Origin of the sequence: Bradyrhizobium sp. ISRA442, assembly GCF_038085055.1 — a bacterium.
Classification (GTDB): domain Bacteria; phylum Pseudomonadota; class Alphaproteobacteria; order Rhizobiales; family Xanthobacteraceae; genus Bradyrhizobium.
In genome coordinates, this window is the sequence record NZ_JALGCN010000004.1 from 302,124 (window position 1) to 316,334 (window position 14,211).

General features: G+C 64.1%; 15 protein-coding genes. 5 read left to right on the forward strand and 10 right to left on the reverse strand.

The window, feature by feature from the left end:
* Positions 1-22: 22 nt before the first annotated feature.
* Positions 23-355: a PilZ domain-containing protein gene (locus MTR72_RS11025; RefSeq protein WP_280964207.1), complete on the reverse strand. Its 333-nt coding sequence runs from the start codon at positions 353-355 to the stop codon at positions 23-25.
* A complete protein-coding gene (locus MTR72_RS11030) occupies positions 352-1,473 on the reverse strand; it encodes a DUF2336 domain-containing protein (protein ID WP_280964206.1) in 1,122 nt (373 codons plus the stop codon). Before MTR72_RS11030 ends, MTR72_RS11025 begins: the two co-directional genes overlap by 4 nt.
* A 297-nt stretch (positions 1,474-1,770) precedes the next feature.
* Between MTR72_RS11030 and MTR72_RS11035 the strand changes: the two genes are divergently transcribed.
* Together MTR72_RS11035 and MTR72_RS11040 are read left to right on the forward strand one after the other, a co-directional pair.
* On the forward strand, positions 1,771-2,718 hold the full coding sequence (locus tag MTR72_RS11035) for an AraC family transcriptional regulator (protein ID WP_280970995.1): 948 nt from the start codon (positions 1,771-1,773) through the stop codon (positions 2,716-2,718).
* Between the two features lie 63 nt (positions 2,719-2,781).
* Complete coding sequence (locus MTR72_RS11040; protein ID WP_280964205.1) at positions 2,782-3,372, forward strand: NADPH-dependent FMN reductase; 591 nt, start codon at positions 2,782-2,784, stop codon at positions 3,370-3,372.
* 113 nt (positions 3,373-3,485) lie between these two features.
* Here the strand turns inward: MTR72_RS11040 and MTR72_RS11045 are convergent, their stop codons facing one another.
* Together MTR72_RS11045 and MTR72_RS11050 are read right to left on the reverse strand one after the other, a co-directional pair.
* Positions 3,486-5,567, reverse strand: coding sequence for a methyl-accepting chemotaxis protein (locus MTR72_RS11045; RefSeq protein ID WP_280964204.1), 2,082 nt, complete (start codon positions 5,565-5,567; stop codon positions 3,486-3,488).
* 97 nt (positions 5,568-5,664) lie between these two features.
* Positions 5,665-6,105 carry a DUF1810 domain-containing protein gene (locus MTR72_RS11050; protein ID WP_341510357.1) on the reverse strand — a complete coding sequence of 147 codons (441 nt, stop codon included), beginning with the start codon at positions 6,103-6,105 and terminating at the stop codon, positions 5,665-5,667.
* Positions 6,106-6,286: 181 nt separating this feature from the next.
* Between MTR72_RS11050 and MTR72_RS11055 the strand changes: the two genes are divergently transcribed.
* Positions 6,287-7,237 (forward strand): DUF2778 domain-containing protein, encoded by a 951-nt coding sequence (locus tag MTR72_RS11055; RefSeq protein WP_280964202.1) that lies wholly within the window; start codon positions 6,287-6,289, stop codon positions 7,235-7,237.
* 74 nt (positions 7,238-7,311) lie between these two features.
* Positions 7,312-7,569, forward strand: coding sequence for a hypothetical protein (locus MTR72_RS11060; protein ID WP_280964201.1), 258 nt, complete (start codon positions 7,312-7,314; stop codon positions 7,567-7,569).
* 57 nt (positions 7,570-7,626) lie between these two features.
* On the opposite strand, the gene MTR72_RS11065 is transcribed toward MTR72_RS11060, so the two are convergent.
* The 6 genes from MTR72_RS11065 to MTR72_RS11090 form a co-directional block, all read right to left on the reverse strand.
* Positions 7,627-8,409 carry an ABC transporter ATP-binding protein gene (locus MTR72_RS11065; protein ID WP_280964200.1) on the reverse strand — a complete coding sequence of 261 codons (783 nt, stop codon included), beginning with the start codon at positions 8,407-8,409 and terminating at the stop codon, positions 7,627-7,629.
* Positions 8,397-9,452, reverse strand: coding sequence for a dihydrodipicolinate synthase family protein (locus MTR72_RS11070; protein WP_280964199.1), 1,056 nt, complete (start codon positions 9,450-9,452; stop codon positions 8,397-8,399). The genes MTR72_RS11065 and MTR72_RS11070 overlap by 13 nt, the downstream gene beginning before the upstream one ends.
* Before the next feature lie 6 nt (positions 9,453-9,458).
* Positions 9,459-10,280 (reverse strand): GNAT family N-acetyltransferase, encoded by an 822-nt coding sequence (locus MTR72_RS11075; protein WP_280964198.1) that lies wholly within the window; start codon positions 10,278-10,280, stop codon positions 9,459-9,461.
* Positions 10,267-11,304: an NAD-dependent epimerase/dehydratase family protein gene (locus tag MTR72_RS11080; RefSeq protein ID WP_280964197.1), complete on the reverse strand. Its 1,038-nt coding sequence runs from the start codon at positions 11,302-11,304 to the stop codon at positions 10,267-10,269. Before MTR72_RS11080 ends, MTR72_RS11075 begins: the two co-directional genes overlap by 14 nt.
* A gap of 21 nt (positions 11,305-11,325) precedes the next feature.
* Positions 11,326-12,093, reverse strand: a complete 768-nt coding sequence (locus MTR72_RS11085) for an ABC transporter permease (protein ID WP_280964196.1) — start codon at positions 12,091-12,093, stop codon at positions 11,326-11,328.
* Between the two features lie 83 nt (positions 12,094-12,176).
* Positions 12,177-12,824, reverse strand: coding sequence for a TetR/AcrR family transcriptional regulator (locus tag MTR72_RS11090; protein ID WP_341510358.1), 648 nt, complete (start codon positions 12,822-12,824; stop codon positions 12,177-12,179).
* 98 nt (positions 12,825-12,922) lie between these two features.
* On the opposite strand from MTR72_RS11090, the gene MTR72_RS11095 reads away from it, so the two are divergent.
* Positions 12,923-13,942: an ABC transporter substrate-binding protein gene (locus MTR72_RS11095; protein WP_280964194.1), complete on the forward strand. Its 1,020-nt coding sequence runs from the start codon at positions 12,923-12,925 to the stop codon at positions 13,940-13,942.
* Positions 13,943-14,211: the final 269 nt, after the last annotated feature.

Consider the following 14,211-nt stretch of genomic DNA (forward strand, 5'->3'; position numbering starts at 1 on the left):
GCTCTGGGCGATGCTTCAGGGCCTACTTGGCTTCACCCGGCCTCAGCGCGGCCGCCTTTTGTCCCTTCGTTGTCTTCTTCCTGCTCTCAGCGGTGACAAAATGAACACCGGCCATGGTTCCGTCGATCCAGACCAACTCGCACCGCCGGTACGCCAGTCCCGTGGACGACAGCAGCATGAAGAATTCCTTGGCTTGCAGGACATCGAGCGTTCCCTCCACCTCGATCTTGGCGCCCGTTTGCGACACGTCGAGCAGGACGCAGCTTCGTCGCCATGTGCCGTCCGAGCCCATCAGGTTGACGGACTGCCTGTGATCCATCCGCACGCGAAGCGCCTTGCGACTGTCGAATTTCATCGGCTCACCCCCGTTTTTGCGTCACGATGACCCGGATCGCTGATGTTGGCGTTTGCCGTCATTTCGCCCCAACGAACCGTCCATTGGCTGGTCGACAAAAGAAGTGTTTCGAAGATCTGCTGCGCTCGCTCCCGTTCTGCAAAGGAGAGCCGCATGCCGCCCCGGTTGCTGAGGATGGCAAGCGTCGTCTGCCAGTTCAGTCGTGAGGCTCGGCAGGCCATGACCAGCCCTTCGCAATCGGGGGCGGTCATGACGTGCTCGATGAGCTCGATCGGAACTCCCGCGAGCACCGACAGCGCTATGTGAAGGTTGGCGATCTCGCCGCGTATGGCGAAACGGTTGACCGTCGAGTCGCTCAGCTTGCCGACGCGACTCAGTGCGACGATCTCGGGCCTTGCACGTTCGTAATCGGCGGCGCAGGGGCGCTTCAAGCTGATCGGAGCGGGCTTGGGACCCGATGCGGTACCCGGCGGCGCGTAGGAGTCATTCGGCTTCGCGGCCGGTGTCTGCCGCGATGAGGGAGTGAGCAGCTTGCGCACGATCACGTCGGGCGTGCCCGGCCTGAGTGCCAGCGCCTTCGTAATCTCGCCGTCCTGCTCGCCCCGATCAATCAGTATCGCGTAGGCCGCATCGGAAAACCTGGCTCCCGGGTTCTTGATGACCGCAAGACAGACCGTGCTGCTGCCGCGCTTCACCACCATCTCGGTTACGGCGGGTTCGATTTTTTCTCGAGCCGAGATCGCGAGAAGGTGAAGGTCGCCACCGGACGTCGCGACCATTTCAAGATCAGTCGGGGCGAGTGCCTGCGATCTGAGCAGTACCGGGCTCGCAATGGCGGGATCCTCATGCCGTGCCAGCCGTTGCAACGTCTCCTTCGGCGCCACTGTCAGCTCGGAAATAGCTATGCTGAGCTGGAGCAGCGTTTTTGGAGTGACCCGTTCGGTCAGACGAAGGAGAATGCCATCGACGACGTTGACAAGCAGCTCGTGCGGGCGGTCGCCGGAGGCAGAGAGCAGGTGAACAATGCCGGAAACGATACGCGCACATCGCTCGGGCGGGCAGGTCGCGACCGCCTCTTCCAATTCAGCAAGAATTTGCGCAGGCGAAATTGCCATCATGGCAGGGCCTGAATTGAAAACACTTCAGCTATTCAATGAGATTGATTTCGCCGCAGAGTTGTTAATTTGAATTTTAGACCTTGATGGCCGGGGTATTGCCGCACCGTCGCAACCACTGGAAACGATATCGAAATTTGGCAGGCATCGATCCGCCGTCTTGTCCTCCGAGCCGGGGACTCGCCAACTGGTTGAAAGGATCCAGGATGATTCTTTCGGTCGAGCGGGACAACCGAAAGGGGGAAATCAGACCGGTAAGTGCCGGACACGCGTCGTTTCCCGGCGCGATTTCAATTTGCCATGAACAATATTGATGAAACGCCCGGATTGGCGCCAAGGGTATTTCGCTTTTCAGACGTCGATGAATTTCGCAGTTCGATCCGTGGCTTGAACGTCGAATTCACGCCGTTCGTGCGAAGGATCGCTGCCGAGCAGCTCATACTGCACCTGCCAGGCTGTGACGTGAACGTGACGCGGACGTTCCCGCGCGTGGTGGATGGGCAGCTCGTCGCGAACTGCACGGCGATCGGCTTTGCGATGGACGATCACGACGTCCCCATTCGCTTCAATGGTGCACAGCGGGATCGTGCGGTCGTTGTCATCGGCAGCAACGGCTCAGCCTATAATGCCATCGAGGAGGTGCAGCGGCACATTGCCTCAGTCGTCTTCAGACCGGAGGTAACGGATCGTGGTTGGCCGGAGACGAGGTCAAACTTCAGGATCTTCGAGACGAGTATTCCGGCCCTGCATCGGCTGCGGAGGGTGGTCACGGAGGTAATAGCCGCCGCTTCGGTTCCGACCGATCCCGCCGAAGTGCCGCTAAAGGCCTCCGCCATGAAGGAGTCCCTGCTCGCTGCCGTCGATGAAGCCTTCGAGAATGTGGTTTCCGCGCGCTGGACGGTGCGGCCGAACGACGAGCGGCACTTCAGGATCTTCCAGGACATTCGGGCCTTGCTGTCGGACGATCTCTCCCAACCCATCTACAGCGAAGAGATCGCCCGCAAGCTCGGGATGTCGGTTCGCACCATGCACGACATCGTCCGGCGCTATCGTGGCATGAGCCTGCACCGCTATCTGCGCCTGCGCCGGCTATGGCTGGTACGCAAGCGCCTGCTTGCGGGCGCCGACAGCGTGAAGGCCGCGGCACTTGCTTTCGGCTTCTGGCACTTGAGCGACTTTTCCGGGAGTTATCGCGATCAATTTGGCGAATCGCCGTCGGAAACGCTCGAGCGCGGCCGCAAGGCCTGACGCTTGAGGCTTGGTCAAGAAGTAGATTGGGCCCGGGCTGCAGTTTCATGCTAGCCTGCCGGCATGAGCAATCGCATCCTCGTCCTCTACGGTTCCTACCGCTCCGATCGCATGGGCATTCGCCTTGCGAACTTCATCACCGATCGCCTGCGCGGCCGCGGCGAAGATGTCGAGTTCATCGACGCCAAGGCGGTCGGACTGCCGATGCTCGACCGCATGTACAAGGAATATCCCAAGGGCTCGGTGCCCGAGGCGCTCGAGAAGCTGGCCGGGCAGATCCGCGGTGCCGACGGGTTCGTCTTCGTCACCGGCGAGTACAATTGGGGCATTCAGCCCGGGCTGAAGAACCTCACCGACCATTTCCTGGAAGAATGGTTCTGGCGTCCGGCTGCGATCGCGAGCTATTCCGCCGGCCGACTGTCCGGCGCGCGTGCCGCGACTGCCTGGCATGGTACGCTATCGGAGATGGGTATGGTGGTGGTGTCGAGCACCATCGGTGTCGGCCCGATCGCGCAGACTCTGTCGGCCGACGGCGAGCCGATCGGCGAGGGCGGCAAGGCGCTGGAACGGTCGTTCCCGCGCTTTGCCGACGACCTCCTGTGGTGGATCGAAGCCGCCAAGGAGCAGCGCGCGCGGAAGGCGCCGCCTTACTGAGAGACGGTGCTCTAAAGCGCGATGAGATTGGAATGAATCGTCATCGCGCTTTAGGTTGTTGTTTAAGCATGATCTTTTCGGAAAGCCGCTCTCGCACTTTTCCGGATCATGCTTTAGGCCGCCCTGACTTCGCTCAGGAAGCGGTTGAACTGTCCGGCGAGATCACGCGATTGCGTTGAGAGTTGCTCGGCCGCGCCAAGCACCTCGCTTGCTGCCGCACCGGTGTCGTCGGCGGCGCGCTGCACGCCGCTGATGTTGGCGTTGACCTCCTGCGTGCCACGAGCGGCTTCCTGGACGCTGCGGGCGATCTCCTTGGTCGCCGAGCCCTGTTCCTCGATCGCGGCCGCAATCGCGGTGCCGATCTGATCGATCTCGGCGATGACGTCGGCGACGTTGCGGATCGCGTTCACGGTCTCGTCGCTCGCGGCCTGGATCGCCGAAATTTGCTCGGAGATTTCTGTCGTGGCCTTGGCGGTCTGGCCGGCCAGCGACTTCACTTCGGAGGCAACCACGGCAAAGCCGCGGCCGGCATCACCGGCGCGGGCGGCCTCGATGGTCGCGTTGAGCGCCAGAAGATTGGTCTGCTCCGCGATGCTCTGGATCAGCGTGACGACATCGCCGATCTTCTGCGCGCCCTCGGCGAGTGCGCGGGCGGTGTCGCCGGTGCGGCGCGCGTTGTCGACGGCACGGGCCGCAATCTCCGTGGACTGGGCGACCTGGCGGCCGATCTCCGCGATCGAGGAGGTTAGCTCCTCCGTGGCGCTCGCAACCGTCTGCACGTTGGTCGAGGTCTGCTCTGATGCCGCCGCCACCACTGCGGCCTGACTGTTGGTCTGAGCCGCGGTCGAGGTCATCGACTGCGCCGTGCTCTCCATTGCAGTGGAGGCCCGGGACAGGCCACCGACGAGCTCGGTGACCTTGGCCTCGAACGCGCGCGTGAGCTCGTCGAGCACCTGGGCGCGGCGCATCTTGCCATCGTTCTCGGCCTGCTTCTCGGCCGCGAGCCGGTCGGCCCGGATCATGTTGTCCTTGAAGACCTGCACGGCGGCGGCCATCGCCCCGATCTCGTCGGAGCGCTCGGCGCCGGGGATCGCTTCGGTGACGTTACCCTCGGCGAGCCGCGACATCCGTGTCGTCAGGCTGACGATCGGCGCGCAGACACGGCGGCGCACCATCACGACAAGCCCGATGCTCGCGATCAGCACGGCGGCGAGGCCGGCCAGCGCGATGCCAAAGCTCGTGCGCGCGGCGGTGGACGCACCGGCGAGGATCTGCTCGGCATTGTCATAGAAGGCGTCGCGGACCCCGATGATCGTGCCGAGGCCGCGCTGCGAGGCGGCATAGTAGGTTTCGACGTCGTGCTCGTACTTGCCGCTGACGGCGCCGTCCTTGGCGAGCTTGAGCTCGCGGCCGAATTCCTCGACATAGACCGCGTTCATCTTCTCCAGGGCGGCGGCGACGTTCGCAGGCGTTGCCGGATTGCCGCGCAACTCCATCAGCGACATCACGAGCTGGTCGTTGCGGCCCTGCGAGCGGCTGACCTCGGCCTTCTCCGCATCGGTCGCGACCTTTTTTCCGCCGACGAGGTTCTTGTGCACGCTGGCATTGAAGCCGCCGATGTCGCGCAGCGTCATGGCGATGTTGGCGTTGTTGGCCTGGCGGTAGGCGTCGCCGTTCAGAATCGCCATGCGGCGGACCTGCTCATTGAGAAGGGCGGTGACGCCACCATTCAGCACGGCATTGTCGGCGACGATCTTCTTGGCGGCGTCCTTCCGCGCCTCCGCGGGGCCGGCGATCGCCTTGTCGATGGCCTCGCGCAGCGCGGAAAATTTCGAATTGATGGCGTCGATATTGCTGCCGATGGTGTTGCCGTCGTCGAAGGAGCCGGGCAGCTCCTTGCGCAGCGCGGTCATCCTTTCGCGGGCGCCGTCGGTCTGCTTGCGCAGCCTGTCCTGCTCGGTGAGCTGCGCCGGATCGACGGTGGCTGGCCCGTAAAGGATATTGGTGGAGAAGCCGCGCTCGGGATTGAGATAGCGCGGGATGTCGCTGACGGCGCGGACGATCGCGAGCCGGCCCTGCGCTTCCGCGATCCTGTCCATGGTCTGGTATTTCGTGATGGCGACGTAGACGGCGAGGCCGCCGCCGACGGTCGAGAGGGAGACGATGGCGGTGGTCAGAAGCGTTCCGATTTTCATGGGCAGTCCGGGTAATCAATGCTCGGAGAATTATTTTCCACGGACGATAGGTTGCCCTTGTTAATCCCGGGTTTACGCTGGCTCACTGGCGGACGGGTCAGTCGGGTGCCCGATCGCATTTGGCCAAAATCTCCAGCGTCGCGCGGTCGTGCTCGCCGCCGAAATATTTGGCGAGCGCCTGGCCGAAGATCGGCGCGTCCGACACCGCGCCGAACAGCGTCATCGACGAGCGGAATTTGGCATCGTCGGGCGCGCCCAGAATCGCGTTGATGGTCTGCCCCTCGACGGCAAGCACGAGGCTCGTGCATTCCGCAAGGCGCGGGCCCAGGGCAGGGTGGGCGAGGTAGGCCGTTGCCTCCTCGCGCGAGCCGATCGCGTAGTGTTGCGACATGGCGCTGAAGCCGAGGCCCGCCACCTGCGGGAAGATGAACCACATCCAGTGGCTCTGCTTGTGGCCTCGGGACAGCTCCGCCAGGACGTCGTGATAAACCGGGTCCTGGGCCCTAACAAACCGCTCTAGATCGAAAGGATCGGTCATGGGGTACCTCACCGGCCGCGATTATGCCTAACTTTTGGCTCCTGATATGGTAGCTGGTATAGAGTCTCCCGGGTGGGGGTTGGGCACCCCCGGGGGTCGATTTGGGGATCTGATGGTTTCCGACGCCGCACAAGCCGAGAGGCTATTGTCGCGCCGCCGTATTGGGCGGGCCGAGACAATCATGCTGTCTCTCGCTGCGATCGCGCTCTCGCTCGGTGCTGCCGCGTGGATCGTGGACATCGGTGATTCGGCCCCGCTGGCCTCCGCCGCCCTGCCGCCAGCCAATTCTCTGTCTTTCAACGAGCGCTTCACGTCGCTTTCAGGTGACCAGCCCGCTCGCGACCTTGGCCTGCGCCCGCTCGAGCGCTCCGCCTTGAACGCGGTCCAGCTCAAGCTCCGTGACGCCAGGGCGCTGCTCGCCCAGCAGCTCCAGGGCGGCGACTGGCGGTCGACCCTGACCGACGACGACCCCGCCGTGGCCGACGACCCGGCGCCCTCGCAGCGCGCCGATGCCGTTCCGATGCCGCGCTCGCGCCCGGTCCAGGCGGACCTCGCCGCCCAGGTCGCCTCCAGCCAAGCCTACGCCGAAACGACGCCCAAAGTCGACAACCGCAGCTTCTTCGAGAAGTTCACCGACAAGATCAAGCTGGCCTCGCTGACACCGGACAGCGGCCTGTTCCGCAAGGGACCTGATCTCGCCGCGCTCGGCTACGATTCGCGAACGGCGGTCTATGACATCTCGGCGAAGGCGCTCTATCTGCCGAGCGGTGTGACACTGGAAGCGCATTCGGGCATGGGCGCGCTTATGGACGACCCGGATCATGTCGACCAGCGCATGGTCGGAGCGACCCCGCCCGCCACTTACGATCTGAAGCCGCGCGAAAAGCTGTTCCATGGCATCCGCGCGCTGCGCATGACTCCGGCCGAAGGCACCACGGCGCTCGGTCGCGTCGGTCTTCTCACCCACAGTTACATGCTCGGGCCGCGCGGCGACTCCAACGGCTGCGTCTCGATCAAGGACTATGATCGCTTCCTGAAGGCCTACGACAATGGCGAGTTCAACCGTCTGGTTGTCGTGCCGAGCCTGAAGGGGTCGGCGACCGCCTCGCAGCGCGCAACCACCGACTCCTGATATTTGCATATTTGCCTGCTACGGCAGGGCTGCCGTTTCCCCTTCGTTAAGCCGTTCTCTTCCAGAAGCAGCCCATGACCGATCCTTCAAGTTCCGACACCCCGCTGCGCACGACGTTCAAGATCCGCCTGAACGGCGACACGCTGGCGATCGCGACCGTCGGCCAGGCCTATCAATTCCTCACAAATTACAATTCCGTCGAGTGGATGGAATTCCGCACCCTGCATGAGGACGCCGTCGCGGCGCTGGAAGGTGCGGCCGACAACGCGATGCTCGCGGTGCAGGCCACCAACGCTGTGCGTGCGCTGTTCGTCAGCGCAAAGCTGCTCTGAGCACCAGCACATCGTAGCCGGGATAAAGCGGCTAGCGGCTACGCCTGGGCGCGATGTTCACGCCGCGCCCAGGCCCAGCTTGGCATAGATGCGGCGCGCATAGGCGCCGAATGCGTCGGTCGTCTTGAGCGGAAGCGCGCGCGGGAAGGGCAGATCGATCGCGAAGTAATCGGCCATCTTCGCCGGTCCCGCCGTGAGCACGGCGCAGTGCGAGGACAGGAAGACTGCTTCCTGAATCGAGTGCGTCACGAAGATGATGGTCTTGCCGCTCTCGCGCCAGATCCGCAGCATCTCGAGGTTCATCTGCTCGCGCGTCAGCGCATCCAGCGCGCCGAACGGTTCGTCCATCAGGATCAGCTTGGGATCGTGCACGAACGCGCGCGCGATTGCGGTGCGCTGCTGCATGCCGCCCGAGAGCTGCTGCGGGTATTTGTCTTCGTAGCCGGCGAGTCCGACGAGGTTGAGCAGGTCGCGCGCCCGTTCGCGCGCAGCCTTCATCGGCAAGCCGACGATCTCGGCCGGCAGCAGCACGTTGTCCAAAATGGTCCGCCATTTCAACAGCAGCGCTTGCTGGAACACCATGCCGATGTCGCGGGTCGGATCGAACGGGCTCCCGGCATTGCCGATCTTGACGGTGCCGCCGTCCGCGCCATGCAGGCCGGCCAAAATCTTCATCACCGTGGTCTTGCCGCAGCCGGACGGTCCGACCAGCGACACCAGCTCACCTTCCTGCACGTCCATCGTGACGTCGGAGACGGCGAGAAATTCGGCTCCGCCGCTGCGATAGACCTTGCGGACGCCGCGCAGGCTGATGAAGGGCTCAGCCGTCATGCCAGCCATTTGTCCAGGTTGGCCGCGACGAACGCATCGTCGCTGAGGTCGGCGTGCTCGCGGCAGACGCGGTCGATCTCCTCTTTCTGCCCGGGGCTCAGGCCCTCGCTTGGATCGAGGCACCACAGGCCCTGAATCAGGCCCTGACGCCGCAGCACTTCGTGGCAGCCGGCAATGCAGCCATGGAAATTGTTGGCGACGTCGAAGAACGCGCTGTTGCAGTCGGTGACGCGTGCATCGAGCGCGAGCAGATCGGCCGGCACGGTGTCCTTGTGCCGCGCCGCCTTGCAGCGCTCGAACTGCTTGATCGCGCTCGCAGTCCAGACCGACCAGTGTCCGAGCAGCCCACCCTTGAAGTAGGTCCGTGTCGTGACGCCCTTGTCGCGCAGATCGAACGGCAACGTGAGATCGAGCAGGATGTGATCGTCATTGCCCGTGTAGAGCGCGACGCGATCGAGCGCGCCGGCCGCCGCCACACCGCGCAGCACGTCGAGCGTCTTGTAGCGATTGAACGGCGCGATCTTGATCGCGACCACATTGTCGATCGCGGCAAAGCGCTGCCAAAAGCGGCTCGACAGGACGACGCCGCCGACAGCCGGCTGGAGATAGAAGCCGACCAGTGGAATTTCCGCAGCAACCGAGGAGCAGTGCGCGATGATCTCGTCCTCGGAGGCGCTCTTCATCGCAGCGAGGCTGAGCAGCCCGGCGTGGTAACCGATGTCGCGTGCCGTCCGGGCTTCGCTCGTTGCCTGCTTGGTCGGGCCGACAAGCCCCGCGACCATAGCCAGCGGACGTTTGGTCCAGGTCGCGGCGGTCTCGGCGGCGAGCTCCAGCACCGGCCGGTAGAGGCCGACGTCGCGGATCGCGAACTGCGTGGTGTGAACTCCGACCGCAAGGCCGCCGGCGCCGGCATCGATGTAGTACCGCGTCAGCGCGCGCTGATGCGTCTTGTCGAACTTACGCTCGGAAGTGAGCGCGAGGGGATGGGCTGGCAGCACGGTTCCGTCGGCGATCAGCTTGCGGACGTCGCTGTTGATCTGGCTGTGATGCATGATGTCCTATCCGAATTCAGGGCCGGCGACGGCGAACGGCGTTTCGTTGCCAACCTTGGTGGCAGGGCCGAACCGCATGCGCTGGAACGGCCGCTCGGTCGTCCAGCCGGCGGTGGTCAATCCTTGCAGAAACTCCTTCTGCGACGCGACCGCGTCGATCAGGAGCGGTCCACTCTCGGACCGCGCGATCGCATCGACCAGCGTCAGCGCGGTCGCGGCATCATTTGCAAACAACGGGCCGATGTGGCGTGCGGTTCGCCCATCGCGGACCAGTGCGATGGACCCGTTCGCTGCGGCGATGCGCGAACCGGAGCGCTGCGCGAACGCGGTGAGAAGGGCGGTTCGATCGAAGCCGGTGGCTCGTTTGTCGCGCGCGCAAAGTGCATCCAATGTCGCTGGCGCAGGCGGCGGCGCCGCGCCTTGCGAGGATTTTTCCAACTTCAGCCGGCGCAACTGCAGTGTCGGCGTGAAGCCGAGGGGACCATAGACCGCGGCGCCATCGGGCGTCGCGTCGAGCCAGCTCGTCAGGCCGCGCTTCCTCGCCGTCTCCAGACAGGCGTCGACGAGACGCGTCGCAAGGCCGCGCCGGCGGTGACTTGCCGTGACCAGAACCATGCTGATCCAGGCGTTATTGCCGGAGTAGGGCAGCAGCGCTGCCGTTGCGACGAGCCGAGCGTTGTCGCGAACGCCGAACACGACGCCCTCGCGCAGGAAGAAGCGCCAGTCGTCCTCGTTCTGGTTCCAGTGCGCTTCCGTCGACAGCATCAGGGCGGCCGCTGCATCTGCGACGTCGAGCTGAACGACAGGAACGTCGTCAATAGCGGCCATCGCGCACCTCATACTTGGTGGGCTTGCCGAGGCTCGGCATGGCGCGGCCGACCCAGTCCGCCGTCCAGGCGATCAATTGCTCGGTATCGACGACCGGCAGCCCGAACAGTTCGACCGCCTTTGACGTGTCGGTCAGCCACGCCGTCGGCTCTTCCTTGCCGACCAGCACCGGTGCGCGGCCGAACCTCGCACCGAACTTCGCCGCGAGATCGCGCACCGCTAAAATCTCGCGGCCGCTGACATTGATCGGCGAGGTCGGCGTCGTGCAATGCGCAAGGCAGCGCAGCGCCTGCGACGATGCATCGCCTTGCCAGATGAAATTGACGTGACTGATGCTGACGTCGATCGGCGTGCCCGTGAGCACCTTGGTCGCGATGTCGTGGAGTACGCCATAGCGCATGTCGATGGCGTAGTTGAGCCGGAACAGCCGCCCCGGCGTTCCGAATTTGCGCGAGAAATACTCGAACATGCGCTCGCGGCCGACGCAGGACTGGGCGTATTCGCCGGGCGGATTGGGCGCCATGTCCTCGCTCGAACCTTTACCGTCGACCGGGACGAAGGGATAGACGCAGCCGGTCGAGAACGCCACGATCCGCGAGGCGGGGAAGGCTTGCGCGACCAGCGCCGGGACATGGGCGTTCATCGCCCAGGTCAGCGACAGGTCGCCCTCGGCGCCGAACTTGCGGCCAGCCATGAAGACGATGTTGGATGCCTTCGGCAGCGCATCAATCGCGCGCTCGTCCATCAGATCGCAGTTGATCGTCTCAATGCCGCGTGCGTGCAGCCAGTCCTTGACGCTCGCGTCGCTGAACCGGGCGACGCCGATGACGCGGCGCTCGGGTGCGGCCGCCTTGGCGAGGCCGGCCAGTGTCGGTCCCATCTTGCCGCCGACGCCGAGGATCATGATGTCGCCGTCGACCCTTTTGAGATCGTCGATCAGCGCCTGGGTCGGTCGGCACAGGAGATCGTCGAGCGCGGCGACGTCCGGGATCGTTGTCGGCAGCGTCTGGCGGGTGAGCAGCATGGGTGGTTCCTTGTCGATAAGTCACAGCCTTGCGCCGCCGACCACGAACATCCGTTCGAGGGCCAGCACCAGGCCGTAAAGGGCGACCCCGAGCAGTGTCAGCAGCACGACGGCCATCACCATCGCGGGCGTATCGAGCGCCGACTGCACCTGGATCATGAGATAGCCGAGCCCGCGCTCCGAAGCGATGAACTCGCCGACGATGGCGCCGGCCACGGCCAGGATGGCGCCGACCTTCATGCCGGAGAACACGTAAGGCAGCGATCCCGGGAGCTGGATCTTGCGGAACAGCGTCCAGCGCGAGCCGCGGAGGGATTTGACGAGATCGAGCAGGTCGGGCTCGACCTCGCGCAGGCCGCGCGCCGTGGTGAGCAGGATCGGAAAGAAGCAGATGCTGAATGCGATCAGGATGTTGGGCACGATGCCGTAGGAGAACCACACGATGAAGAGCGGCCCGAGCGCCACCTTCGGGATCATGTTCAGCGTCACGAACAGCGGCAGCAGGAGCAGGCTCAGCAGCGGCGCCCAGCTAAAGATCACGGCCAGCGCGATCCCGACGACGGCGCCGAGCGCGAAGCCGCCGAGGATCTCGATGGCTGTTACCAGCGTGTTGGCGCCCCAGGCATAGCTTGCTGTTCCCAGCGTCTGCACCGTCGCGAGCGGGGAGGGCAGGATGAATTTCGGCACGTGGAAGGCGTCGACCAGCACCTGCCAGAGCACGAGCACGGCCAGATGCACGATCAGGACGATCGCAAAGCTGCGCGCAGTGCCTCCGCCGTCACCTGTCACCGACTGCTCCCTGTTGGCGCGGCCACCCGCGCCGCGACCGTAAGCCTAGCCTCGTCCGGAGCGACTTTCAACCAGTTGGTTGATTATGGCCGGAGCGACTGCAGCACCAGATCGACGACATGCCTGCGGCGGGCGCGCCGCGCGGCGCGGCTCGACAGGTCCTTGCCGAAGATCGCCGACAGCGTCGGCGTGTTCGAGAGATAGAAGTAACTAAGCCCCGCAATCGAGATGTAGAGCTGAACAGGGTCGATCCCCTTGCGGAACGCGCCGCCGCGGACCCCCTCGTTGAGAATGTGGGAGACGCTTCGGATCAATGGCGAATGCATTGCCTCGAGGCGCGTCGAGCCGCGGACGTGGCGCGCGCCGCCGCGGTTCTCGTCGTTCAAAAGCACGATGAAATCAGGGTTTGTTGCGAGGTAGTCGAATGAAGCCTCGATCAGTTTCCGGATCGCCTTTTCCGGCGCCAGGCCTTCGAGGTTGAGCTGGCGTTCCTGCTCGCGAATATCGGCGTAAACCCATTCGAGCACGGCGAGATAGAGCGCGTCCTTATCGCCGAAATGGTGGTAGACGAGCTGCTTGTTGACGCCCGCGCGCTCCGCGATCTCGTCGACGCGGGCGCCCGCGAAACCGTGCCGGGCGAACTCCAGGCGCGCCGCGGTCAGCAGCTTTTTGCGGGTGGCGGCGGGATCGCGCCGCTGCGGCACAGAGTCGCCAGATCGTTTCGAGGGCATTTCCAACCAGACAGTTGACAATTCGAGGAGGGGCCTGTTGCATTGGTAGCCTCACATGGGGAGAGCGACAAGCCGGTCGCGGAACGAGGAGAGATGCGATGAAGCGTTTGCAGACGGCGGGCTCGGCTCTGGTCCTGGCCCCGATCTTGGCCCTGATGCTCGGTCTGCCGGCAAGTGCCGGAGAGGCGGTCAACCTGACCCTGAACTGGACGCCGACGGCCGACCACTCACCGTTCTACTACGCCAAGGCGCAAGGCTGGTACGAGAAGGCCGGCATCGATCTCACGATCGAGACCGGCAAGGGCTCCGGCGTCTCCGCCGCCAAGGTCGGCTCCGGCGGCTCGCCCTTCGGCATCGCCGATCTCGCCACCATGCTGGTGGCGAAGGGCAAAGGCGCCGACGACGTCGCCGTGATGAGCATCTATGCCAACACCGGCCAAACCTTCTACTGGCTGAAGAGCTACGGCGTGAACGGCGTAAAGGATTTCCCGAACCACAAGATCGGCAATCCGCCGGGGGATGCGTCGCGGGTGATGTGGCCGGCTTTCGCCAAGGCCGCAGGCATCGCGCCCGACTCCGTCAGCTTCGTCAACATCGGGCCGACGGCGAAGATCGCAGCGCTAAAGAGCCACACCGTCGACATCATCAGCGATTTCTACAATGAGCACGATCTCAAGGTGATCGAGTTCGGCGGCGACCTCGGCTACGTCAACTGGAAAGACATCGGGCTCAATCCTTACGGCAATTCGCTGATCGTCAACGGCGCCTATCTCCAGAAGAACCCGAAGCTCGTCGAAGACTTCGTGCGCATCTCGCAAAAGGCCTTCGCAACCTGTGTTGCCGACGTCGCGCCGTGCCTGAAGGCGCTGCTCGACCAGGTCTCCGGCCTCGACAAGGAGAATCAGGAGCGCCAGTGGGAGCGCATCAAATATCTGATGACAGACGAGTTCACGACGACGAAGTCGCTCGGCTGGATCGACGGCGATCGGATGAAGAAGGACTACGAACTGGTGCAGACCTATCTCGGCATGGAGAAGCCGTTCGACGTCACCACTTCCTTCACGACCAAGATGCTTGATCCCGCCATCAAGATGGATGCGAGCAAGGTGAAGAAGTAGAGGCGGTTTGCTCTCGTCGACTGTCGGGGCAGTGCAGCGCGTCCGGAGCACGGAGGTTAGCTGCGTCGTCGCCTTCAGTCATTGCGAGCGCAGCGAAGCAATCCAGAGTCTTTCCGCTGGGATAGTCTGGATTGCTTCGCTGCGCTCGCAATGACGAGGTTGGGAAAGCTCCGTTTCCTAAGGTCGTCCCGGCCTTCGCCGGGACACCGGAGATGGGGTCGCTTGCCCGTGCCCGCCGGGCCATTGCCGGTCACCCCACGTAACTCCAC